General features: G+C 57.2%; 20 protein-coding genes and 1 tRNA gene. 6 read left to right on the top strand and 15 right to left on the bottom strand.

Annotated features, from left to right (window positions below; genetic code table 11):
- Nucleotides 1-6 precede the first annotated feature (6 nt).
- Entirely contained in the window at nucleotides 7-615 is a 609-nt protein-coding gene (locus HKD40_RS12630; protein WP_248306052.1) for a cold-shock protein, read from the bottom strand.
- Nucleotides 616-815: 200 nt separating this feature from the next.
- Between HKD40_RS12630 and HKD40_RS12625 the strand changes: the two genes are divergently transcribed.
- From HKD40_RS12625 to HKD40_RS12615, 3 genes are all read left to right on the top strand, one after another.
- Entirely contained in the window at nucleotides 816-1,232 is a 417-nt protein-coding gene (locus HKD40_RS12625) for a VOC family protein (protein WP_169196130.1), read from the top strand.
- A gap of 139 nt (nucleotides 1,233-1,371) precedes the next feature.
- On the top strand, nucleotides 1,372-1,848 hold the full coding sequence (locus HKD40_RS12620; RefSeq protein ID WP_169196129.1) for a D-Ala-D-Ala carboxypeptidase family metallohydrolase: 477 nt from the start codon (nucleotides 1,372-1,374) through the stop codon (nucleotides 1,846-1,848).
- Between the two features lie 82 nt (nucleotides 1,849-1,930).
- A tRNA-Glu gene (locus tag HKD40_RS12615) sits at nucleotides 1,931-2,005 on the top strand.
- 134 nt (nucleotides 2,006-2,139) lie between these two features.
- Here the strand turns inward: HKD40_RS12615 and HKD40_RS12610 are convergent.
- The 10 genes from HKD40_RS12610 to HKD40_RS12565 form a co-directional block, all read right to left on the bottom strand.
- A complete protein-coding gene (locus tag HKD40_RS12610) occupies nucleotides 2,140-2,592 on the bottom strand; it encodes a GreA/GreB family elongation factor (protein ID WP_169196128.1) in 453 nt (150 codons plus the stop codon).
- 179 nt (nucleotides 2,593-2,771) lie between these two features.
- Complete coding sequence (locus HKD40_RS12605) at nucleotides 2,772-3,035, bottom strand: hypothetical protein (RefSeq protein ID WP_248306051.1); 264 nt, start codon at nucleotides 3,033-3,035, stop codon at nucleotides 2,772-2,774.
- 207 nt (nucleotides 3,036-3,242) lie between these two features.
- Nucleotides 3,243-4,478, bottom strand: a complete 1,236-nt coding sequence (locus HKD40_RS12600; RefSeq protein ID WP_169196127.1) for a cyclopropane-fatty-acyl-phospholipid synthase family protein — start codon at nucleotides 4,476-4,478, stop codon at nucleotides 3,243-3,245.
- A 165-nt stretch (nucleotides 4,479-4,643) separates the two neighbouring features.
- Nucleotides 4,644-6,434: a single-stranded-DNA-specific exonuclease RecJ gene (recJ, locus tag HKD40_RS12595; protein ID WP_169196126.1), complete on the bottom strand. Its 1,791-nt coding sequence runs from the start codon at nucleotides 6,432-6,434 to the stop codon at nucleotides 4,644-4,646.
- Nucleotides 6,435-6,851: 417 nt separating this feature from the next.
- Nucleotides 6,852-7,838: a class II fructose-bisphosphatase gene (gene glpX, locus HKD40_RS12590; protein ID WP_169196125.1), complete on the bottom strand. Its 987-nt coding sequence runs from the start codon at nucleotides 7,836-7,838 to the stop codon at nucleotides 6,852-6,854.
- Between the two features lie 38 nt (nucleotides 7,839-7,876).
- Entirely contained in the window at nucleotides 7,877-9,217 is a 1,341-nt protein-coding gene (locus tag HKD40_RS12585) for a homoserine dehydrogenase (RefSeq protein WP_248306056.1), read from the bottom strand.
- A gap of 222 nt (nucleotides 9,218-9,439) precedes the next feature.
- The gene (locus tag HKD40_RS12580) at nucleotides 9,440-10,276 is read right to left on the bottom strand and encodes a DMT family transporter (protein ID WP_169196123.1); all 837 of its coding nucleotides are present in this window, start codon (nucleotides 10,274-10,276) and stop codon (nucleotides 9,440-9,442) included.
- A gap of 121 nt (nucleotides 10,277-10,397) precedes the next feature.
- Nucleotides 10,398-11,366, bottom strand: coding sequence for an ABC transporter substrate-binding protein (locus HKD40_RS12575; protein ID WP_169196122.1), 969 nt, complete (start codon nucleotides 11,364-11,366; stop codon nucleotides 10,398-10,400).
- A gap of 78 nt (nucleotides 11,367-11,444) precedes the next feature.
- Nucleotides 11,445-12,590: a 23S rRNA (uracil(747)-C(5))-methyltransferase RlmC gene (gene rlmC, locus HKD40_RS12570; protein ID WP_210257103.1), complete on the bottom strand. Its 1,146-nt coding sequence runs from the start codon at nucleotides 12,588-12,590 to the stop codon at nucleotides 11,445-11,447.
- 53 nt (nucleotides 12,591-12,643) lie between these two features.
- Entirely contained in the window at nucleotides 12,644-13,864 is a 1,221-nt protein-coding gene (locus HKD40_RS12565; RefSeq protein WP_169196121.1) for an LL-diaminopimelate aminotransferase, read from the bottom strand.
- A gap of 420 nt (nucleotides 13,865-14,284) precedes the next feature.
- Here HKD40_RS12565 and HKD40_RS12560 point away from each other — a divergent pair, with 420 nt between their 5' ends.
- Nucleotides 14,285-15,580: a glycosyltransferase gene (locus tag HKD40_RS12560; RefSeq protein ID WP_169196120.1), complete on the top strand. Its 1,296-nt coding sequence runs from the start codon at nucleotides 14,285-14,287 to the stop codon at nucleotides 15,578-15,580.
- A gap of 165 nt (nucleotides 15,581-15,745) precedes the next feature.
- Here the strand turns inward: HKD40_RS12560 and lon are convergent, their stop codons facing one another.
- Nucleotides 15,746-18,169, bottom strand: a complete 2,424-nt coding sequence (lon, locus tag HKD40_RS12555) for an endopeptidase La (RefSeq protein ID WP_169196119.1) — start codon at nucleotides 18,167-18,169, stop codon at nucleotides 15,746-15,748.
- A 251-nt stretch (nucleotides 18,170-18,420) separates the two neighbouring features.
- On the opposite strand from lon, the gene rocF reads away from it, so the two are divergent.
- A complete protein-coding gene (gene rocF / locus HKD40_RS12550) occupies nucleotides 18,421-19,401 on the top strand; it encodes an arginase (protein ID WP_169196118.1) in 981 nt (326 codons plus the stop codon).
- A 206-nt stretch (nucleotides 19,402-19,607) separates the two neighbouring features.
- Here rocF and clpX read toward each other — a convergent pair whose 3' ends face one another.
- From clpX to HKD40_RS12535, 3 genes are all read right to left on the bottom strand, one after another.
- Nucleotides 19,608-20,885 carry an ATP-dependent Clp protease ATP-binding subunit ClpX gene (gene clpX / locus HKD40_RS12545; protein ID WP_169196117.1) on the bottom strand — a complete coding sequence of 426 codons (1,278 nt, stop codon included), beginning with the start codon at nucleotides 20,883-20,885 and terminating at the stop codon, nucleotides 19,608-19,610.
- 174 nt (nucleotides 20,886-21,059) lie between these two features.
- Entirely contained in the window at nucleotides 21,060-21,689 is a 630-nt protein-coding gene (locus HKD40_RS12540) for an ATP-dependent Clp protease proteolytic subunit (RefSeq protein WP_169196116.1), read from the bottom strand.
- Between the two features lie 228 nt (nucleotides 21,690-21,917).
- Entirely contained in the window at nucleotides 21,918-22,145 is a 228-nt protein-coding gene (locus HKD40_RS12535; protein ID WP_169196115.1) for a hypothetical protein, read from the bottom strand.
- 184 nt (nucleotides 22,146-22,329) lie between these two features.
- On the opposite strand from HKD40_RS12535, the gene HKD40_RS12530 reads away from it, so the two are divergent.
- A complete protein-coding gene (locus HKD40_RS12530; RefSeq protein ID WP_169196114.1) occupies nucleotides 22,330-23,589 on the top strand; it encodes a cytochrome P450 in 1,260 nt (419 codons plus the stop codon).
- The last annotated feature ends 68 nt before the right edge of the window (nucleotides 23,590-23,657 follow it).

The raw sequence follows: 23,657 nt of genomic DNA, 5'->3' as shown, positions 1-23,657 counted from the left end.
CAGCCGTCAGTGTGACGACGGCGCGTCGCCCCAACCGTCAGGCCGAATTTCGGCGACCATAAGGCCTTTCGGGCCGTTACCATAACGAACCAACACATATTGGCCGGGACGCAGTTCTGTAATGCCGAAGCGGCGCAGGGTTTCCATGTGAACAAACACATCCGGAGCACCCTCGCCTTCCGAGAGGAAGCCGAACCCGCGGATACGATTGAACCACTTCACTTCAAGGCGAACCATGCCGGAGGTTGGCTCAACCACCACATGGGTGCGCGCTGCTGGCATTTGGGAAGGATGGCGAGCCGTCGACTCGTCCATGGAAACAATGCGGAAGGCCTGCAGACCACCAGGGCGGTTCAGCGCTTCGACAACGATGCGCGCGCCTTCATATGCGGTCTGATAGCCATCTCGTCGGAGGCAAGTGACGTGCAGCAGGATATCTGCGGTGCCATTATCGGGAATGATGAAGCCAAAACCTTTGCCCGCGTCAAACCACTTAATGGTACCGGTAACTTCTATGGTGTCTAAAGCGCCCTGTGGAGACAGGGCAGTTTCGTCAACCCGTTTCGTCACCGCTGCCTCACTGGACAGATCGATAGTGCCGTCGCTGTCGCCCATGCCCTTGGCCCCCATGACCCCTCAGCCCTTTTACACGTCCGCTTACGCGGGTACTCAACCACTAGACCAAATCAGTCTGTCCGATTCAGTGTCAGAAGTTAAGAAGTTCTTGCTGATTTGTCGACATATGCCGTGAACGCATTGTCGAATTGCCAGTGACTTGGTAGCCCAGAGGGAATTTCGTCCGATTGGAGGATGTCTTGAAGTATCTACACACGATGGTGCGCGTCACCAATATCGAAGAAAGCCTGCGGTTTTACTGTGAAGGCCTCGGCCTTGAAGAGGTGCGCCGCCGCGAGAGCGAAAAAGGTCGATTCACACTGATCTTCCTCCGCGCCCCGGGCGATGAGGGCGGAGAAGTCGAACTCACCTATAATTGGGACCCAGAAGAGTACACAGGTGGACGCAACTTCGGCCACCTCGCCTACCGCGTTAAGGACATCTATGCCCTGTGCCAGCATTTGCAGGACATGGGCGTCGTCATCAACCGCCCACCACGCGACGGGCACATGGCCTTCGTTCGGTCGCCAGACGGCATTTCCGTTGAACTGATCCAAGACGGCACCCTTGAACCACAAGAGCCATGGCTCTCGATGCCGAACACCGGCAGCTGGTAAACAGCGTTTAGAGCGAATTCATGTTTCGCTAACCTTTCCAGTTAGCGGGTGGTTAGCGAAACATCTCTAATTTTAGCGATTATCTCACCGGCCACTTGCCTGTTGCGCAATGACGACACCGGCCCCGTGGAAATCGCTCATGCCCCCTATCGCACGCTCACTCGCCGCTATCATCACCACCGCCACTGTTTTGGCGGGCTGCTTGCCAATGGCTCTATTCGCGAGCGGTTCAGGATCTGGCTACAGTGGCGTGCGCCAAGACTGGGGCACCTACGTCGCGTCAAAGCAGGTGAATGCCTTCTGCATTTCTCCAAAACTCCGATTTGTCATCTGGGAGTTTGAAGGTCGCTTTGGCAAGAAGGTGGTCATGCAGTCGGGCTATCGCGACACTGCGCATAACAATGCGGCTGGCGGTGCCTCCAACTCGTTCCACACCAAGTGCATGGCGGCGGACTTCTACATACCGGGTGTTCCGAAGGACCAGCTCATCGCCTTCGCACGCAATCTTCCCAGTGTTGGCGGCTTAGGTTGCTATCCGGGCCGGAACTTCATCCACGTCGACGTTCGCGATCGTCCACGCAGTTATCGCGGCCCTGTTACCTTCTCAGGCTGTTGAAAACTAACAGGTTTGCATTTTTCTTCGCGCTCGGGGTTGCGCAAGCCGCAACCTCCATCTATACGAGCTTCATCGAACTGATGCGCCCTTCGTCTATCGGTTAGGACGGCACCCTTTCACGGTGCAGAGAGGGGTTCGATTCCCCTAGGGCGTACCACTTTCCACCTGTTTTCCTTACAACGGTGGACGATCTCTCCTCCCCCACACTGTTATAGTTCAAGCAGACGCAAGTCCGCTGTGTATTTTCCGTTCGAATTGGCAGCCCCTGCGAACAGAGACTGCCAGTGGTTTTTAGGCTGCCGTGGGGCCAGATGGATCTGTGTCGGTGGTGTCTGGGTTTGACACGCTAAGCACTTTAATGCGCCGCACGGCCTGATCCGCCCCTTCAACCCAGCTCATGACATGGCCCGGCCGCAAGCCGAGAAGGGCCGCGCCCTCTGCCGAAGTCACCGATAGGCGGTATGTACCGCCCAATTGCGCCTCTTCCGGCATGACCAGCTTGGCGCAACGCTCTTCGCCCGGCAGCAGAACATATTTGACCAAGCTGCCAATCCGCACGACATCTCGCGGCAAGAACGCATCGGCAATAATGCTTGCCCGATCAAGCTCATAGAGTAGAAAGTCCATGCGCTCGGCGGTTTGTCCAACTTCGGTCAGAGCTGCCACCGTCAGGCGCTTATGATCCTGCTCGCCAATGAGGAGCTCTGGCGAAGGCATCCAATCAGACAAAGAAATGGTCGTCATTTTCCGGTCTCCTTGAGGGACAAGGCGGTCGATGGAATTTTCGATGCTCGGTCAAAGGTGGTAAATAAGTGTTCTGGTGCCGCAGGGGGCTTATCGAAATCGCGCAGGCACCACGGGCAGCGATTAGCTGCCCGTGGCCTCGGTCCTGAACAGGATCGACAATAGCGGAGAACCTGCATTCATTTCTCCGAGCCGTCGAGCGACCTTCGCGAGATGTTCTGCAACAGTGTCTGACGGTCTTCCAGCGAGCGCAGACGGATGGTCATCGTCTCCGTCTTGATCGGCGTTTGTGGTGGAAGATTGTAATCGAGCTCCGGCATGTGAGCATCGGCCCAAGCCTTGAAACGGCTCAGCTTGTGGCTGCCAAGGATAGCGAGGGTGACTGAATACTTATAGGTCATCGACAGGATCTCATGCGCAAATAGACCCGATGCAGAAAGCATCCGGCTAAAGCGTTCAAAATGTGAGAGAGGGGAACACTGAGGTTATCCTGGTGCCGCTCTTGCCATTACGGCAGGTAGCAACACCAGGCTACTAAAGTGCCTGGCGAAGACCGTGTCCCAACAATCGGGTTATGCAGATCGTCCCGTTCATGGCCCCATCATGGCCATTTAGACAGCTTTGTCAAACCGTTGGCGAAAAGCCCGAAATTACTCGGGCTTTCTGTATTGATAGATACCGACGTCGATAGCGCCCTCAGCAAAACCCGCTTCGCAATAGCTCAGATAATAGACCCATTTGCGCTTGAAGTGCTCGTCATAGCCTAGCGGCGCGATCATGGGCCAACGCTCCAGGAAGCGCTCACGCCAGAGTTTTAGCGTGCGCGCATAGGACAGCCCGAAGAGCGATGTGTTTTCGAGCACGAGGCCGTGGCGCTCGCCAAATTCCTTCATCGCCGACTTGGTCAGCAGCATGCCGCCCGGGAAGATGTAACGCTGAATGAAATCAGGGCCACTTCTATAGGCCTCAAAATCCTCTTCCCGGATCGTGATCGCTTGGATGGCGGCGGTGCCGCCGGGCTTGAGACGGTCATTCAGGGTTTTGAAATAGCTTGGCCAATTGTCTTCGCCGACGGCTTCGATCATTTCGATGGAACAGATGTGGTCAAACTGCCCCTGCGTATGGCGATAGTCCTCAAAGACGAGAGTGCCGAGATCATCCAGCCCTTGGCGGGCGAGGCGTTCTTTGGCGAATTTGAGCTGTTCCGCAGACAGGGTGATGCCGCGCAGATGGGCCTTATAGTCTCGCGTGACCGTTTCAGCGAACCCGCCCCAGCCGCAACCGATCTCGAGAATGCTGCTCCCCTCCGTGACGCCTGCCATATCGGCAACGCGGCGATATTTTGCCAGCTGCGCCTCTTCAAGGCTTTGGTCACCGGAACTGAAGAGCGCTGACGAGTAGGTCATCGAAGGGTCGAGCCACTGCCCGTAGAAGTCATTGCCGAGATCGTAGTGCTCGGAGATGTTTTTCTTGGAGCCCTCAAGCGTGTTCCGGCGCGAAAGGTGATAGTGCAAATCGCCAGCGGCCTTCTTAAAGAACCCCTTGTTGGCATTATCGAACATGTCGCGGTTTTGCAGGAAGAAGCGAAACACCTGCGTGAGGTCATCCGCTTCAATATCCCCATTCATATAGGCGGCTGCAAAGCCAACAGTGCCGCGCTGACTGGCTTCTTTAAGGACCTTAAAATTGTTCAGGCGAAGCGTGGCATGGCCACCAGCATTCCCCTGCCCGACAGTCCGACTGCGACCATCGGGAAACACAACCGTTAGGGAACCATGGCGCGGATTGCCGATTAGAGAAACGCCAATCTGCGCGACCAACCAAGACGAAAAATGCGCCCACAAAGACGCGCCGCCGTTGGAATTATTGACAGCTGTCTTGCTCATTGCCGTGTCGTCCTACCATCCAAAAAGGCGATGGCTCATGGCCGTCGCCGAGACATCTAAGCGCAGGCACCCGAAGTGTTGCTCGCCCTTGGGCGCACTACAGGTCAGCGCTTAGTTTATTCACTGCAAATGGATACGCAAGCGGGCAGTTCCCAGATCACCGCTTTAGCGGCCGGGACGAGCAATATCTGTAAGGCGAAGCTGAGCTTGCTCGCGGCCTTGGTAATGATCGAGCGAGAGGCTGCCAGCGAAGTGGAATGGCTGATCGGCCTCACGCAAAAGCGTGTCCCCAATTGGTGTGCCCGCCGCGCGGAAGGCGATGGCTTTGAGCTTGGCACCATCGTCGGAGGTGAGGGTGAAACTGACGTGACCGCCCTTGCCCACAACTTGCGGATAGCGCGCGCGGTGCGCCGGAAAGACGAAGACCGGATTTGGGTTGCCAGAGCCATAAGGCCCGGCTTTTTCGATTTTGTGCAGAAGATCAACTGTTGCCCCACGGGCCGTGAGCGCAGCGTCAATTTTGAGCGCGGAAGCGGCGCGCGCCGTGCGCACGCTGGCCTCAAGACGATCAGCCATAAAGGCGCGGAAGACGCCGAGGTCGCCTTCCTTGATGGTGACGCCTGCCGCCATCGCATGGCCACCGCCTTTGGGCAGAATGCCGGCGTCCACAGCAGCGATAACCGCGCTACCGAGATCCACGCCCGGAACCGAGCGGCCCGAGCCCGTGCCGGTCCCATCCGGATTGATGGCAATGGCAAAGGCGGGCCGATCAAAACGCTCTTTGAGGCGCGCAGCGACGAGCCCGACAACGCCAGGGTGCCACTTTGCCGAAGCCAGAACCAGAAGCGGAGGCCCCTCACCGCCGGCGATTTCAAGCTCGGCAGTGGCGTAGGCTTCTTCGACGGCCTCAACTTCAATGCGCTGACGCTCGGTGTTGAGTTCATCGAGTTTGGCCGCAATGACCATCGCCTGCTGCTCATCATCAATGGTGAGGAGCTTGGTGCCCAAAGCGGCATCGCCGATGCGACCGCCAGCGTTGATGCGCGGCCCCAAAAGGAAACCAAGGTGATACGGGTTAAGGGGACCATTGAGGCGAGCGGCTAAGCTAAGCGCCTGCATGCCGGGCTTCTCGCCCTTGCGCGCAACTTCGAGACCGCGAAGGACAAAGGCGCGATTGAGCCCGACCAAAGGCACGACATCGCAAACAGTCGCTAGTGCCACAAGATCGAGCAATTTCATCAGGTCTGGGAGGCCTGAGTCGCCGCGATTGCGCAGCACACGATTGACCGCGACCAGAACCATAAAGGTTACGCCTGCGGCGCAGAGGTGGCCAAGGCCCGAGATATCATCGGGCCGATTTGGGTTCACCAGCGCATTGGCATTTGGCAGAGCGTGGTCGGCCAAATGGTGGTCGATCACCAGAACATCGGCGCCGCGCTCGCGCGCATGGGCGATTGGCTTTTCGCTGGTGGTGCCGCAGTCGAGCGTGATGATGAGCGTTGCGCCACCGTCGATGAGCTTATCCATCGCGCCGATGTTGGGGCCATAGCCTTCAAAGATGCGATCGGGGATGTGAACCTGCGGGTTGAGCCCGAAGTGATGCAGGAAGCGCGCCATCAGCGCACAGGAGCACGCGCCATCGACGTCATAGTCACCAAAGAGCGCGACGTTTTCATTGTCGGCGACGGCTTTGGCAATGCGCTCGGCCAGTTCGTCCATCGCCGTGAGGGTGGACGGATCGGGCATGAGATTGCGAATGGTGGGCTCTAGGTAAGTCGCTGCTTCCTCGATGCCAATCCCGCGCCCGGCAATGATGCGCGCCAGAATATCGGGCAGTTCAGAGCGCTGGGAAATCGCGGCCGCGATGCGCCCTGTCGCTGTGTCCAAACGATCCACCCATGCACGACCGGTGATGGAGGAGGTGACGTCGAGGAAATGGCGCGGAGCTTCTTGCATGAGGCAGGGTTAGGCGATTTTGGTCGCGCGGTCGAGAGGGATGAAGCTTTCATTAGCACCCTTGAAATGCATAATAGCACTCCCTATGTTCGAAATTCACGAACGAAAGGCGCAACATGAGTGTCAGCGCAGCTCTATCCAACATTACCAAACAGTACGCGGCTTCCGGCGAAAAATTGGTCAGATCGCTGCCCAGGCGCCGACTAGACCGAAACGGACGACTATCAGTTGACCCGAATGAGGACGCAAACTGGTTTGAATGCTACGCTCTCGCGCAAGACCTCTACTACGGCATAAGGCATGAGCTCACCGGCGGCGGCCGATATTTGCTAAGGCCCGAATATTTAACCCTCTGGAACGCCACCGAGGACACGATGTCTAAAATAGATGCAGCGGCAAGGGCGTAAGGCATAGCCGTCACCTTGCGTGGCGGGCTTTGATCCAGCGAGTGGTTTGGCTCCAGGAGCGCATGACAACGGTGGAGGTTTCGATTGTCGTGCGGCGGAGGCGGACGCCATCGACGAGCGAACCATCGGTGACGCCAGTTGCCGAGAACAAAACATCGCCCGAGGCGAGCTCGGAAACATCGTAGACGCGGTTTGGATCGGTAATGCCCATTTCATGCGCGCGCTTACGCTTGTCGGGCGTGTCGAGAATGAGCTTGCCCTGCATCTGCCCGCCAATGCAGCGCAGTGCTGCGGCCGCCAGAACGCCCTCAGGCGCGCCGCCGGAGCCGAGGTAGATGTCGACGCCGGTATCTTCAGTGTTCACCGCGTGGATAACGCCAGCGATGTCGCCGTCGCTGAGGAGTTTTACGGAAACACCAGCGCTGCGCAGCTCTTCGATGAGAGCGGCGTGACGGGGACGATCGAGCACGATAGCGGTGATTTCACTTACCGGAACGCCTTTGGCCTTCGCGAGCGAAGTGACGTTTTCAGTGGCGGTCCAATCAATGTGAACCGTTCCGGCCGGGTAGCCAGCACCAATGGCGATCTTGTGCATGTAGACGTTGCGAGCAACGTTGAGCAGACCGCCTCGTTCGGCCATGGCCAGTACGACGATCGAGTCAGGCTGGTTCTTGGCGCAGAGGGTGACGCCTTCGAGCGGATCGACAGCAATATCGACTTCGGGCCCCTCGCCCAAGCCGACTGTCTGACCGACGTAGAGATCGTCACATTCGAACTGTTCGCCTTCGCCAATAACGATGTTACCGGAGATTTGAACGCGGTTGAGTTCGGTCACCATGGCTGAGACAGCCGCTTCGTCAGCGGCCTTCTCATTGCCCTTGCCGCGCCATTCAGCGGCAGCAATTGCGGCCCGCTCGGTGACGCGGACCATTTCCAGCGTCAGCCAGCGATGCAGCTTGGTTGCGTTTCTGTCCTGGTCGACTTTACTCAGCTTCATGCCGTCCCCCTCCGAGCACTAGGCCCAGACCGGTAAGGTCAGAGCTTTTCGATGCGGATCAGTTGTGCTTTCCCGACTATGAACCCATCTGCTGCGATGAGCGCAAGCGCTTCTCGCACGGATGATTCCAAAGTCTGTTGGGTAATCATCACAACGGTACGGGTTGGTGACCCATCCGGAGCGACTGCCTTAGCACCAAGATCAGACCGCTGGATGACAGAATCGATAGAAATTCCCTTTTCACCCATGCGTGCGGTAATGGCTGCCAAAGCCCCAGCAACATCCTTAGCGGCAAGGCGAACGTAGAACCCACCTGCATGAGGAAGCGATGGCGCCTCAACATAGGGAAGTAGCTCGTCGCTTGGCACGCCCAGAGGCGGCACGCGGGTGCCACGGGCAATATCTAGAATATCCGAAAGAACCGAAGACGCAGTCGGAGGACCACCTGCGCCTGGACCTGCGAGGAGCAGTTCGTGCACGTGGTCGGTTTCGAGCGCGACGGCGTTCATCACGCCATCTACGCCAGCAATGGCGCTGCCCTTGGGCACGAATGTCGGGTGAACGCGCTGTTCAACGCCGTTCTCGGTGCGCTCAGCAATGCCGAGGAGCTTGATTTTATAACCAAGGTCCTGCGCGACCTGAATGTCGTGCTGGGTGATGTTGGAGATGCCTTCGATGCGCATCTTGTCCGGCGCAATCTCATAGCCGAAGCAAAGAGTCGCGAGGATCGAAAGCTTGTGCGCGGTGTCAAACCCTTCAACATCGAAGGTCGGGTCGGACTCGGCATAGCCAAGGGCCTGCGCATCCTTCAAGCAATCGGCGAAGGAAATGCCTTCGTTGCCCATGCGGGTCAGGATGTAATTGCAGGTGCCGTTCATAATGCCAAAGACCTTGGCGATACGAGCGGAGCCGAGACCTTCGCGCAGGGTTTTGATGACCGGAATACCGCCCGCAACGGCGGCTTCAAAGCCGAGCTGCGCGCCGGATTCTTCGGCGATCTTAGCAAGGCCCACGCCATGCTTGGCAAGAAGGGCCTTGTTTGCAGTGACGACCGGACGGCCGATTTCGAGAGCAGCTTTAACGGCTGCATAGGCGGGGCCATCTTCGCCGCCGATGAGTTCTACAAAGAGATCGATGCCATCCCATTTCGCCAAGGCGACCGGATCGTCGAACCACTCTATGTTAGAAATATCAATGCCGCGATCTCGGGAACGCGAGCGCGCGGCAACAGCAACAACTTCGAGCTGTCGACCAAGTTTTCGCGTGAGTTCGGTGCCGTCTTTTTGCAGGATACGAACCAAGGTCGCACCCACATTGCCAAGGCCAGCTACGCCAATGCGTAGTGGTGCTTGGCGGTCAGCTTCGCCGAGTTCCGCCATCGCCTTGAGAATACGCGCGCGCGTTTCGGTGCGTGGCTCACGGCCATCGCGCAGATCGAAAACGAACAGCGGATCCCCTGCAACAATTCTGCCGAAACGGGTGGGTGTCCACCCACGAGCAGAGATGAAGGATTCGACGGTTTGGCGGAAAGACTGAATGTCACTCATAGTGGGCGCCATCTGCATAGGAAATCGCCTAGAGGTCAATAGGAGTTTGGTCGATTATCGAGCGAGACCCAAGCAAATCGCGCCTATAGCGACGATGACCGCCGAGACGATGCGCCATGCGTTGAGTTTTTCGCCCAAGACCAGCCAACCGATGATCACCGCAAACACAACTGAGGTTTCACGCAAGGCAGATACGGGCCCAGCCGAACCGATGGAGAATGCAACAATGACGAGCGTATAGCTCACCATGGAGATCGCGCCACCAAGAAGAGCCTTGTGGGTTTCTCTGCTTTTCCAATCGACAGTGAATCGCCTGCGAACGGCCAGCACGCAGACCGGCAGCAGAATGCCAAAGCAGATATTGCCCCAGGCCGAATAGGCAATGGCATTCTCGGCAAACCGCACGCCGATTGCGTCGGCGGTTTGATAGCTGGCAACGAACAGACCTGTGGCAAAGGCAAAGAGTATGGAACTGGTGTTGGCCCTGCCCCGCGAAAAAGCCAGACTCATGATGCCGACTGCGATGATCGCAACGCCAATGATCTGAAGTTGCGATGGCACTATTCCGGTGAGCAGGAATGCACCCAGCATAACCAGTAGAGGAGCGGTGCCGCGAACAATGGGATAGACCTGCCCCAGTTGGCCGTAACGATAGGCCGCCACAAGGAAGAAGCCATAGGCCGTCTGAAAGAGTGCCGAAAGAAGAATGTAAGGCCACGCCTCTGCGCTCGGCATAGGCAAGGCGATCACCAGCGGAATAGAGATCAGGGTGCCGGCAAAGCTCATGACCGTCAGCACCCAGAGGCGATCGGCACCGGAGCGCAAGAAGGCATTCCACGTGGCGTGAAAAATTGCTGCGGTTAAAGCCAGCAGGATTACAGTCGTCGACATTAGTGCAGTCCAGCCGCCCACAAACAGGGGCAGCAGCACGACGCCCCGACAATATCCCCTCAGGCAGGCTATCAGCGCCTAAGGGGATGTCAATTTAACGCCAAGGCGTTTCGCCCCGATATTACTGCGCTTTAGACTTATCCACGGCTTCGCTGATGCGCCGAATGTATTCTGGATAGCCCCATTTGAGCGAAAGAGCGCTCGGGGGCGATACTGAATTGATCAACTCGGGACCTACCATGCTGGCAATAGCGCCGGAGCGCACTTGAAGGGTTCGTGCCATGGCTGGGTGGCCAAAGAAGGCCTCCGCATCGGCGTCGGTGTCAGCATAAGTGATATAGATGTCACTGGTCAGCTCGTTCGCACGCTCGAAACTGAGGCTGTAGTAGAAGCTGTTCACGTCACCCAATTGCGCAACACTGGGCGCGAGGGTGAGGCCAGCGTCTTCGAGGAAGGTCATGCGCGGATCGACCGCCGTATAGACCGACACAGCGCCATCATAACCGCCAATACCGGCAAAACTGGCGCCCTGTACCTGCGGGTATTTTGCCGTTTCGTCTGCAATAAACTGCTCCAATTCAGCGACCAATGCGTCAGCCTCTGCGGCCTTGCCCATAGCCGTGCCGGTCAGGGTGATTGTGTCCTGCCAGGTCGTACTCCATGGCTTGTCCAGGAATGCTACAACGGGCGCGATTTGGCTGAGGCGGGTGTATTCCTCTTCGGTGATGCCGGAATAAACGGCGATAATCACATCGGGCGTAAGCGCTGCGATGGCCTCATAGGGCACGCCACCGGATTGCGAGAGAATAGTGGGAAAATCAGCGCCAAGCGCAGCAATCGCGTCTTTGGTCCAAGTCAGAGCCCCATTATCGTCGCCACCGTAGGTGAAATGCGGAATGCCGACAGGCGCTTCGCCCAAGGCAACGACAGCGTCCTGAACGGCCCAGCCCCAAGTGACAATGTGAACCGGCTTCTCAGGGATGATTGTCTCCCCGTAGGTGTGCTGCATTGTGAGGGGGAACTCTTGGGCGAAACTGGCGCCAGCGAGCAGGAACAGCGGAACGGCGTATACAATCGACTTCGTCAGCATTGCGCACCCTTTTGCGGTTTAGTGAAACCTACAAAAGATGACAATCATTGTCATGTAAATTATTGGATGCCCGCGTGGTCAGTTTCGACGGGTGAGCAAAACCATGATTTCGTAGTGATCGGTTTGCGGGAACATGTCGAAGAGGCGGATACGCTCGGCTGCATAGGATGGCAGCATTTCTAAGTCGCGTGCCAAGGTGACGGCATTGCAGCTGGAATAGATGATTGTCTCGGCCTTAGTCGTTTCGAGCGTAGCACAAAGCTTGTCGCCAAGCCCACGACGTGGCGGGTTGACGATGATGGCGTCAATCGTTGTCTGAGCATCGAGCCCTGTGGCGTCTCCGACAGCGAAGGTGACATCGGCGAGGCCCGCTTCAGCGGCGCTCAGACGCGCAGACTCGACGGCGGGCTGACTAACCTCGACGCCATGCACTTTCCGTCCCGGCGCAGCGACGTGAAGGGCAAAGCCCCCTACTCCGCAATACAGGTCCCAAACGTTGTGCGCTTCGGCTTCGTCGATCCACTCGCGCGCCTGATCGTATAGAGCCTTGGCAATATCGGTGTTGGTCTGGAAGAAGCTCGCCGGGCGCAGGTGCAGCACATGCTCGCCCAAACGCATAGCGAGCGTTTCATCGCCCGCCAGCAGAACCTCCTCATCCCCTTCCACCACGGCTTTATGCTCGGGCAGCAGGTTTGCAGTAACGACAGCTAGCTGAGGGAGCGCGGAAAGCAGGTTCGGCAGATGTTTTTGCATCCGGCTCAGCGCTTCGGTGGAACGCAGAACGAAGCGCACCATCAATTCGCCGGTGGCGGATTGCGTGAGGAGGACGTTCTTGAGTTCGCCACGACGATTGGCAACATCGTAGGGCGGAATTCGCGCGGCGGTGATGAAGGCTTTGATTGGGTCGAAAGCGGCACGCAGACCAGTTTCGAGAATGCCACAGGCTGAGAGATCGACGCCGTGCTGGGTTGGGTCGAGAATGCCGAGTGTCGGCGCTTCTATCGTGCCGCCCACAACCATTTTGGCCTTATTGCGAAAAGCCTCCGGGCGACTGAGCATGGCTGGTAGCCATTGCGCCGAAGGGTATGCGGCGAGCAACGCGCGGGCATGCGCATCTTTTGAGGAAATCTGCGCATCATAGGGTGTCCCCATGAGCGTACACGAGCGGCAGACGCCATTGTCGTAGTAGCCGCATTGCATAACGGTGCTCAGAGATGAATTCACCCGTTTACCTCACGGCAAATAGGGAGGCGGACCCCGCCTCCCTAAGCTTGAAATTACTTTACTTCAGCGACTGGAGCGGTGTTGCTCTCATCAGACTTGCCGCCAAGGAAAGCCTTGATGTTGCGGGCCGCCTGACGAATGCGCTGTTCGTTTTCAACGAAGGCCAGACGAATGTACTGGTCGCCGTATTCACCGAAGCCAACGCCTGGAGCCACGGCAACGCCGGTCTCACGAACCAGAAGCTTTGCAAACTCGAGCGAACCGAGGTGCGCATATTTTTCTGGAATTGGTGCCCAAGCGAACATGGTCGCCTTTGGCACAGGAATATCCCAACCAGCACGGCCAAAGCTCTCGACCATAACGTCGCGGCGGCTCTTGTAGATCTTACGCACGTCTTCAATGACATCGTCCGAACCATTGAGCGCAGCGACTGCTGCCACCTGGATCGGCGTGAATGCACCGTAGTCGAGGTAGGATTTTACGCGGGCAAGAGCGGCGATGAGGCGTTCGTTACCGACGGCAAAGCCAACGCGCCAACCTGGCATCGAATAAGTCTTCGACATCGAGGTGAATTCAGCGGTGATGTCTATCGCGCCCGGAACCTGCAGAACCGACGGAGGTGGTTCGCTTTCGTCGAAGAAGATTTCCGAATAGGCCAAATCCGACAGAATGAAGATGTCGTGCTCTTTGCAGTATTTTACGACTTCAGCGTAAAAATCGAGCGTCGCGGTGTAGGCGGTCGGGTTCGCTGGGTAGTTCAGAACCAATGCGATCGGCTTAGGGATCGAGTGGCGCACAGCGCGATCAAGCGAGCGCATGAAATCTTCATTAGGATCAGCAGGCATGGAGCGGACAACGCCGCCAGCCATGATGAAACCGAACGAGTGAATTGGATAGGTCGGGTTTGGCACCAGAACCACGTCACCCGGAGCGGTGATGGCCGAAGCCATATTGGCAAAGCCTTCCTTCGAACCCAAGGTTGCAACAACCTGAGTGTCCGGGTTCAGCTTCACGCCAAAGCGACGCTCATAATAGTTTGCCTGGGCGCGGCGCAGGCCGGGAATGCCACGCGAAGTGGAATAGCGGTGGGTGCGCGGATCGTTGACCGTTTCCTTGAGCTTATTAACAATACGCTCAGGGGTCGGCATATCTGGATTGCCCATGCCCAGATCGATGATGTCTACGCCATCGGCGCGCAGCTTGGCCTTAATCGGGTCAATGTGAGCAAAAACGTAGGGCGGGAGACGACGGATGCGATGGAATACTTCGCTCATGGGGTCCTCGTGGTCTTTTCGACCGAAACAGGTCGCGACGCGCTCACAGGCAGCAGACCTCTGTATAGGAGATCAATTATCGCGGAATTGTGGTTCTGAATGGGTTAAGAGTCCGCTCGGCGGACCTCGACAAATTCTATTCGGCTCTTCCCGGCCAGCTCGTGGCCATTGGGAAGAGCTATCGGGCGCTCGCCTTAGCGACCGCAACGGCCGCCACAATATTGCCGGTGAGCGCAGCTCCAAACCATGCAACAGTGAACGGAGACGCCATGTCTCTTGCCCTTCGGAAACGACTTCTGGTACCACGTCGACGCGTGACCAAGCTTTCATAAGTTGTCCGACCGTGCTTGTAAATGCCGTAGAGGCGCTACAATTATGTCTGCCCCAAGGGTTATCGGCCGGAATTATTCAGGTAGGTGCATGAAGAAGCGTATCGCTATCGCAACCATAGGCACCTCGGGCGACGTTCGCCCTTATCTCGCGCTTGCGCTGGAATTGAAGCAAGCCGGCCATGATGTGATTCTGGGCACTAACGCCGACTTTCAGCACCTTGTGGAAAGCCACGGCATCGAATTCTGCAATCTTGGAACGCGTATTCAGGACTGGTTGAACGACAGCCGGTTCGACGACGCGGTCAGCAAGATGAAGATTCACCAGTTCCCTCAGATCCTGCGCAAGGGTCAGGCGCTGGTCGAAACTGCTGCCCGCAATGCCTGGACCATGGCGCAGGGCGCCGACGCGATTGTGGTCAATATCAACACCAGCTTTGGGATCGATATTGCCGAAGCGCTGAACATCCCAGTCATCATGACGGCGATGCAGCCGCTGAACCCAACGCGCGAATTCCCGATTAGCGCCTACGAAATTCCTGATCTCGGAGCGACGTTCAATAAGCTCTCCTATATCTCGATGAACTTCCAGCAGGCCTATTTTGACCTGCCGCGCGATCGTTTGCGCAAGGAACTCATGGGTCTCGGACCGCGCAAGAAGGGCGGGCTGTTTAAGGACAGCCTCGGCAATAATCTGCCGACGCTTTACACTTATTCCTCGCTGGTTTCCCCGCGCCCGCGGGATTGGCCGCAGACGGCGGTTGTGACGGGCTTTTGGTTCCTCGACGACCGCACAGGCTGGAAACCATCAGCAGAACTGCAAGCGTTTCTCGATGCGGGCCCTGCCCCGGTTTACATCGGCTTTGGTTCAATGCCGTTTGGATCGGATCGCAATACGGAAATTCTGCGCGGCGCGATCAACCTCTGGGGCGGTCGGGCAATCGTTTCGCGCGGCTGGGGCGGCATCAACACCGACAATTTGCCGGATACCGTCTTTGCGGTCGATGAAGCCCCACACGACAAGCTCTTCCCCCTTTGCTCGGCAGTCGTGCACCACGGTGGCGCCGGAACCACGGCTGTGGGGCTGCGCGCAGGTCGTCCGACCTTCACCGTGCCGCAGGCATATGACCAGCGCTATTGGGGCCGTCGCGTGCGCGCCTTGGGCTGCGGCCCAGCGCCGATCCGTCAACGCGAGATGACACAAGAAAAGCTCGCTGACGCGCTGCATGAAGTCACGAGCAATAAGCAAATGGCCATTAACGCACGCAACATCGGCGAAGCGTTAAACCAGGAAAACGGGCTAGAAACCTCGGTGACCTTTATCGAGGCGACGATCGCTGCCGCAGCTGCGGGTGCACGTCGGTTTCCACGGCCCAGCAAGCTCTGAGCTAAGAGCCTATCACTAAAATTGCCAACAGCGCCTCCTTTGGGACGGCGCTGTTTTCGTTTTGAAACAATGCACTAGCGATTGTCTCTCAGACATTGATTCCGAACCAGAAACAAAAATGGCGACCCGAAGGTCGCCATTTTAAAAGTTTGGTCTGCGGCCCGATTAGTGGGTCACGCCGAGCGCTGCTTCGTCAGAAGTGTCAGTGGTCTTGACCACTGGCTGTTCGTCGAAGTTCCACTCGATTGCCTCAGGCTTGCGCACTAGAGCATGCTCGATGACTTGATCCATCCGACTCACAGGAATGATTTCCATGCCCTGCTTGACGATGTCCGGGATCTCGACGAGATCGCGAACGTTCTCTTCTGGGATCAGCACGGTCTTGATGCCACCACGGAGTGCCGCAAGGAGCTTTTCCTTGAGCCCGCCGATTGGAAGCACGCGACCACGCAGCGTGATTTCACCCGTCATGGCAACGTCATTGCGAACCGGAATGCCGGTCATGACCGAAACGATTGCGGTTGCCAGACCGATACCGGCCGATGGGCCATCCTTCGGGGTTGCCCCTTCTGGCAGGTGGACGTGGATATCGCGCGTGTCGAACATCGGCGGCTTAATGCCGAAGTCGATGCAGCGGGACTTCACATAGGCCTGTGCCGCAGTCAGCGATTCCTTCATCACTTCCTTGATGTTACCGGTGACCGACATGCGGCCCTTACCCGGCGTCATCACGCCTTCAATGGTCAGCATTTCGCCACCAACCGAAGTCCACGCCAGACCAGTCACCAGACCGACCTGTGCTTCCGCTTCGATTTCGCCGTGCTTGAAGACCAGCGGGCCGAGATATTCGGTCAGCTTTTCATCATCGATGGTGATCGACTTGACCTTCTTGCGCACGATGTCGGTGACAGCCTTACGCATCAGCTTGGAGATTTCACGCTTGAGGTTACGGACGCCAGCTTCACGGGTATAACCGCGAATAACCTTCATCAGCATCTCATCGGAGAGAATGAACTCACCGTGCGCCACGCCATTTTCCTTCGCAGCCTCTGGAAGCAGGTGCTGCTTAGCAATCGCGTGCTTTTCCTCTTCGGTGTAGCCGGAGAGGCGGATGATCTCCATACGGTCCATCAGAGGACCTGGAATGTTGAGCGTGTTCGAGGTCGTCACGAACATCACGTCCGAAAGGTCGAAATCGACTTCCAGATAGTGGTCCGAGAACGAGTTGTTCTGTTCGGGATCGAGCACTTCAAGCAGAGCCGACGACGGGTCGCCCCGGAAGTCCTGGCCCATCTTGTCGATTTCATCGAGCAGGAACAGTGGGTTGTTCTTACCCACCTTCTTGAGCGACTGGATGATCTTGCCCGGCATGGAGCCGATATAGGTACGACGGTGCCCACGGATTTCGGCTTCATCGCGCACGCCGCCTAGGGCCATGCGGACGAACTCACGGCCTGTAGCCTTAGCAATCGACTTGCCCAACGAGGTTTTACCGACGCCCGGAGGACCAACGAGACAGAGGATCGGCCCCTTCAACGTGCCTGTACGCGCCTGAACAGCCAGATACTCGAGAATGCGTTCCTTGACCTTTTCGAGGCCATAGTGATCCGCGTCGAGAACCTTCTCGGCAATAGCCAGGTCGCGCTTGACCTTGCTCTTCTTGCCCCAAGGCAGGCCGAGCAGCGTATCGAGATAGTTGCGAACGACTGAGGCTTCCGCCGACATCGGGCTCATCGCCTTAAGCTTCTTGATTTCGCCTTCGGCCTTAGCCTTGGCTTCCTTGGAAAGCTTAGTCTTGGCAACGCGGTCTTCGAGCTCAGCGACTTCGTTGGCACCTTCTTCGCCATCGCCCAGCTCGCGCTGGATCGCCTTCATCTGCTCGTTCAGGTAGTACTCGCGCTGGGTCTTCTCCATCTGGCGTTTTACACGCGAGCGGATGCGCTTTTCGACCTGAAGGACGCCGATTTCGCCTTCCATGAGAACGATGATCTTCTGCAAGCGTTCGATAACGCTGACCATCTGCAGAAGCTCTTCCTTCTCAGGAATCTTGATGACGAGGTGGCTCGCAATTGTATCGGCCAGCTTGCTAGCGTTTTCGATCTGACCAACAGCGGCAACGACTTCAGCTGAAATCTTCTTGTTCAGCTTGACGTAATTTTCGAACTCGGACTGAGCCGAGCGCGACAGCGCTTCAATTTCGGTGGCGTCTTCGACTGGCTCTTCCAGCACAGACGCTTCGGCTTCGAAATAGTCTTCTGTCTGCAAATACTGGTCGATGCTGGCGCGGCTGAGCCCTTCCACCAGTACCTTAACGGTACCATCGGGGAGCTTGAGCAACTGCAGCACAGTGGCAATCGTGCCAGTAGGATAAATCTGGTCTGGCGCCGGATCGTCGTCCTGCGCGTTCTTCTGCGTCACGACAAGGATATGCTTGTCGTCGCGCATAACTTCTTCCAGCGCCTTGACCGATTTCTCACGGCCAACGAACAGCGGCACAATCATGCCTGGGAAGACGACGATGTCGCGCAGAGGGAGAACCGGATAAACCCGGTCCCGGCTGGTTTCGCCGGTGGAAGTAACTTCCGACATCACATTTCCTTTCCGAGGTGCGCCTGAGGCAGGCAAATGACGCACCCGTATTGCGACAACTCAACCAAACTAGGTTGGGCGATTTCCATTAATAAATAGGTTTAAGGAACGCTGTCGCAAGTGACCAATGACGCTTTTCTATCACATCTATGCCCTACGCACAGGAGATATGTCCGAGTACAGGGAACACTGATGTGCCTTGCATTCAGGCCGGGTGTATAGTTTCTGAACCGGAGCACAAGGAGCGCCCCATGACTGGCCCATTCCGACCCAAGCGCATCGACATTCTAGGGATCGCAACCGCGTCTGGCGCCTCAGTGAGAGGATGCGGCATGGGCCCTGAAGCGCTCCGTGTCGCGGGCCTTGTGGAAGCCCTCATCGACCTTGACCACGAGGTTGCCGATTATGGCGACCTGAGGCGTTCTCAGCCAGAAGTCTCCACCAATCCATCCAGCACGCGCCTGCCCGAAGTGCGCAAGGCAGATGTGCTGGATTTGGCGGCTCGCACCAGCGACGCTGGCTTTGCAATTTTGCAGGCTGGGAATACCCCGGTCTTTTTAGGTGGCGACCACTCGATCGCAATCGGAACGGTGTCGGCCGTCGCCCGCCACTGCGCGACAACGGGCCGACCTGTGCATGTGTTGTGGATTGACGCCCACGCGGACTACAACACGCCCGTAACCTCCCCTACCGGCAATCTGCACGGCATGCCGCTGGCGCTGCTCTGTGGCGAGCCAGAGTTTGACGAGAGTTTTAAAGGCGACTGGCTCGGTCGGATTGAGCCTCGCAATGTGACGATTTTTGGTGCGCGGTCTGTGGATCGCGATGAACGGCGGCTGGTGCAAGCGCGCGGTGTCGATGTGGTCGATATGCGCCGTCTGGATCAGCTTGGTATCGTTGCTGCTATGCAAAAAGTTATCGACAAGGCGAATATTGCGGGAGCGCATCTGCACGTCAGCTTTGACGTCGACAGTCTCGACCCCTCGGTTGCTCCGGGTGGTGGCACGCTGGTGCCGGGGGGCCTCACCTATCGTGAGGCGCATTTGATGATGGAAATGATCCACGACAGCGGCGTTATGGGGTCGCTCGATGTTGTGGAGCTGAACCCGTTCCTCGATGAAGGCGGGAAAAGCGCCACGGTTCTCGTGGATTTGGTCGCCAGCCTCTTTGGGCGATCCATAATGGGCGAAGAGCCTGGGCCGATGGAGTTTGTGACGGGGGAAGAGGGCTAGGCACCACACACTCACCCACTGCCCTCTCCAAGCCGTCATCCCCGGGCTTGTCTCGGGGATCGAGACTGACGCGCCATAGCAATGGATTGCCCGGTCGAGCCGGGCAATGACGGGGGATGGGGTGCAGGAACCGGCAGGGGACCTTTACCCAAAAACAAAAAGGCCTCCCCGAAGGGAGGCCTTTTCCAATTCGTAGGCGGGGAAGCTTAGGCGGTTGCCGGGGCTTCTTCCTTGGCCTTGTCGGAGTAGATGTAGAGCGGACGAACGTCCTTGCCCTTGACCACTTCTTCCGAGATGACGATTTCCTGGACGCCTTCGAGGCTTGGCAGGTCGTACATGGTGTCGAGCAAAATGCCTTCCATGATCGAGCGCAGGCCACGAGCACCGGTCTTGCGTTCGATTGCCTTCTCCGCGATCGCCTTGAGAGCGTCTTCGTGGAAGGTCAGTTCAACTTCTTCCATCTGGAAGAGGCGCTGATACTGACGAACGAGTGCATTCTTCGGTGCAGTCAGGATTTCGAGCAGTGCCGGAACGTCGAGATCTTCGAGCGTTGCCAGAACTGGCAGACGACCGATGAACTCTGGGATCAGGCCGAAGCGAACCAGATCTTCTGGCTCAACATCCGCCAGGATCTTGCCGACGCGACGATCGTTTGGATCCTTGACGACAGCGTTAAAGCCGATGCCGGAACCTTCACCGCGAGCGGAGATGATCTTTTCAAGGCCCGCAAACGCGCCACCACAGATGAACAGAATGTTCGTGGTGTCGACCTGCAGGAATTCCTGCTGCGGGTGCTTACGGCCGCCCTGCGGAGGCACGGAGGCAACGGTGCCTTCCATGATCTTGAGAAGAGCCTGCTGTACGCCCTCGCCCGACACGTCGCGAGTGATCGAAGGATTGTCCGACTTGCGGGAAATCTTGTCGACTTCGTCGATGTAGACGATGCCGCGCTGCGCCTTTTCAACGTTGTAGTCAGCAGCCTGAAGCAGCTTCAGGATGATGTTTTCAACGTCTTCACCAACGTAACCGGCTTCGGTCAGCGTGGTGGCGTCAGCCATGGTGAACGGCACATCGAGAATACGAGCCATGGTCTGCGCGAGCAGAGTCTTACCCGAACCCGTCGGGCCGATCAGCATGATGTTGGACTTGGAAAGTTCAACATCCTGATTCTTCTGCGCGTGGTGCAGGCGCTTGTAGTGGTTGTGGACAGCCACGGAGAGCACGCGCTTAGCGCGGTACTGGCCGATGACGTAATCATCGAGCACCTTGCAGATTTCTGCAGGGGTCGGCACGCCCTCGGAGGACTTGACCATAGAGGTCTTGTTCTCTTCGCGGATGATGTCCATGCACAGCTCGACGCATTCATCGCAGATGAACACGGTCGGACCGGCGATTAGCTTCCGAACTTCGTGCTGCGACTTTCCGCAGAACGAGCAGTAAAGCGTGTTCTTGGACGTTTCGCCGTTTGTTGTCTCTTTGGACATCAGTCACTCCCGGAGACTCATCGCCCCCAAAATCAAGCATTCGCCTTTAAGGCTAACGCTCAAGGCATAAAGAAAGTCTAAGCCGAAACAACCTTAAAGGTCGCTTCGGCTATGCGCAATTGCACCAGGATCACACTCCACGGCGCATTGGTTTAGTGCTTAACGCACCAAACCTTAGATGGCAGCGTCTGGAACAACGCGCTTTTCAAGCACGGTGTCGATCAAACCCATTGCCTTGGCTTCTTCTGGCGACAGGAAGTTGTCGCGTTCGAGAGCCTTTTCGATCTGGTCGTAAGTCTGACCAGTGTGTTTCTCGTAAATCTGGTTCAGGCGACGCTTCAGGCCTTCAACTTCCTTGGCGTGGATCATGATGTCAGTGACCTGACCCTGGAAACCACCGGAAGGCTGGTGAACCATGATGCGCGAGTTTGGCAGCGCTGTACGCATGCCAGCCTCACCCGCTGCGAGCAGGAGCGAACCCATGGAGCATGCCTGACCCATAACCATGGTCGCAACCGCAGGGCGGATGAACTGCATGGTGTCGTAGATCGACAGGCCCGAGGTCACAACACCGCCCGGGGAATTGATGTAGAGCGCGATTTCCTTCTTCGGGTTTTCCGATTCAAGGAAAAGCAGCTGCGCGACGATCAGCGAGGCCATGTTGTCCTCGACCGGACCGGTCACGAAAATGATGCGCTCGCGCAGCAGGCGCGAGTAAATGTCGAACGCGCGTTCGCCACGATTGGATTGCTCGACGACCATCGGAACGAGCGTGTTGGTCAGAATATCGTGCGGATCCCGCATGTGTAGCCCCTTGGCTCCCCGAATGGGTGAGCGGTTTTAGTTCACCTCTGGTCCCTTACGCGCACCGGACAGGACCATAACGTGACAAAGAAACGAATCGGCGCGTTTGAAGCCGATTGCATTCGATTTGCCCTTAACGCGCGGTAAAGGCAGAGATAGGCACCCATAGGGCAAGCTTCAATAGGAAGCACGCCCTATGATGCAGAACGGTAAATAGGCGCAAATTTATCAGCTGAAGCTGACAGCTACGCCCTTCTTTTTGAAGTAGGACTGCATCAGCTTGCGACCCTGACGGTTCGGCTGGGGAAGCTTGGCTGTTTCAAACACTGCTTCCTTGACGCCTTCATGGGCCATAGCGGCCTTGAGCGCTGCAATCTGCAGGTCCAAGTCTTCGTTGTCGTTCTTGATCGATGCCAGTACGGCGTCAATCGCGGCAGAGACGGTGATATCGCTCACTTGTCCAGAATCCTCAGTCGTATTTGCTCCTTCAAGACATGATTGCGAGGCAAATGCCAAGCCCTCTATGTTCACAGTGGCTTTTGAAAGGCTCGGTGTTTGCGGGCAAACTGGCATGCAAGAAGTGGATTTGCTTTGTCGCAAGAGCGCCTTAAGCTGGGCCATCGTATGAAAGTCCCGACCCATGGCCTCCATTCTTCAAGTTCGACCAGTCACCGATGTCCCCGCCCATTTGCGGGCGAGTGCCAAGCCACAAGACCCCGCATTCTTCCAGAACCCCTACCCGTTCTATGCTGAACGACACGCCACGAGCCCGTCGTTCTTCTGGGAGGAATATGGCCACTGGTGCTTTGCGGACTTTAAAACCGTCAGCCTACTTATGCGCGACAAGCGCTTCGGCCGCGACATTCTGCATGTGGCAACGCGCGAAGAAATTGGCCTCGAACCGCCAAAAGCGCACACAGCAGACTTCGATCTGACCGAAAAATACTCGCTGCTCAATCTCGAAGCCCAAGCGCACACGCGCCTGCGCACGCTGGTGAACCGCGCGTTCGTCTCCCGCCAGGTAGAGGCCTTGCGTCCGCGCATTCGCCAGCTGGCCAACGACATGATCGATAAGTTTGAGGGCCAAGACAGCGTTGACCTGATTAAAGCTTTTGCCGCCCCTATTCCGGCAATCATCATCGCCGAGATGATTGGCCTACCTGCGGAAATGGCACCCAAGCTGCTCGAGTGGTCCAACCGTATGGTGACCATGTACATGTACAATGTGACCATGGACACCGAGCTCGACGCCAATCAGGCGGCTAAGGAATTTACCAAGTATTTGCGCGGGGTCATCGCTGAACGTCGTAAGGAGCCCAAGGCGGACCTCCTCAGCCACATGCTGACGTCAGACCGCGATGGCGACGTTCTGATCGAAGATGAGGTCATGTCGACCGCCATTCTTCTGCTCAATGCCGGTCACGAAGCGACCGTGCACACGACGGGCAATGGAGTAAAATCCATCCTCGAGAGCGGTCTTGATCCCAAAACGTTGTTCGCAACGCCAGAGCAGACGGAAAAGACGGTGGAAGAATGCCTGCGCTATGACGCGCCGCTGCATTTGTTCACCCGCTACACACTGGGTAACGACACGGAGCTGAACGGCATCCCCCTGCGCAAGGGTGATGTGGTCGGCATGATGTTGGGCGCGGCGAACCGTGATCCGGTACGTTTCGCTAACCCGAACACTTTTGATCCCTTCCGGACTGATGGCGCGAACGTGTCGTTTGGCGCGGGCATTCACTTCTGCATCGGAGCGCCGCTCGCGCGTATCGAGTTGCAGGAGGCCATGAGCGTGCTTTTCGAGCGCCTACCGAATTTGCGCATCGCTGAAGAGCCAAAGTATGGAGACGTTTACCACTTCCACGGCCTCACGAAGCTCATGGTGAGCTGGAAGTAGTTCAAGCGCTAATAGTACCAGAAGTCGAAACGCGTGCAAAAACAAAGGGGAGGCCCAAAAGCCTCCCC

It is taken from the genome of Devosia sp. MC1541, from assembly GCF_012847305.1.
Classification (GTDB): Bacteria; Pseudomonadota; Alphaproteobacteria; order Rhizobiales; family Devosiaceae; genus Devosia.
Note: the sequence above shows the minus strand (reverse complement) of the source record. Positions and strands in the feature narration are given on the sequence as shown.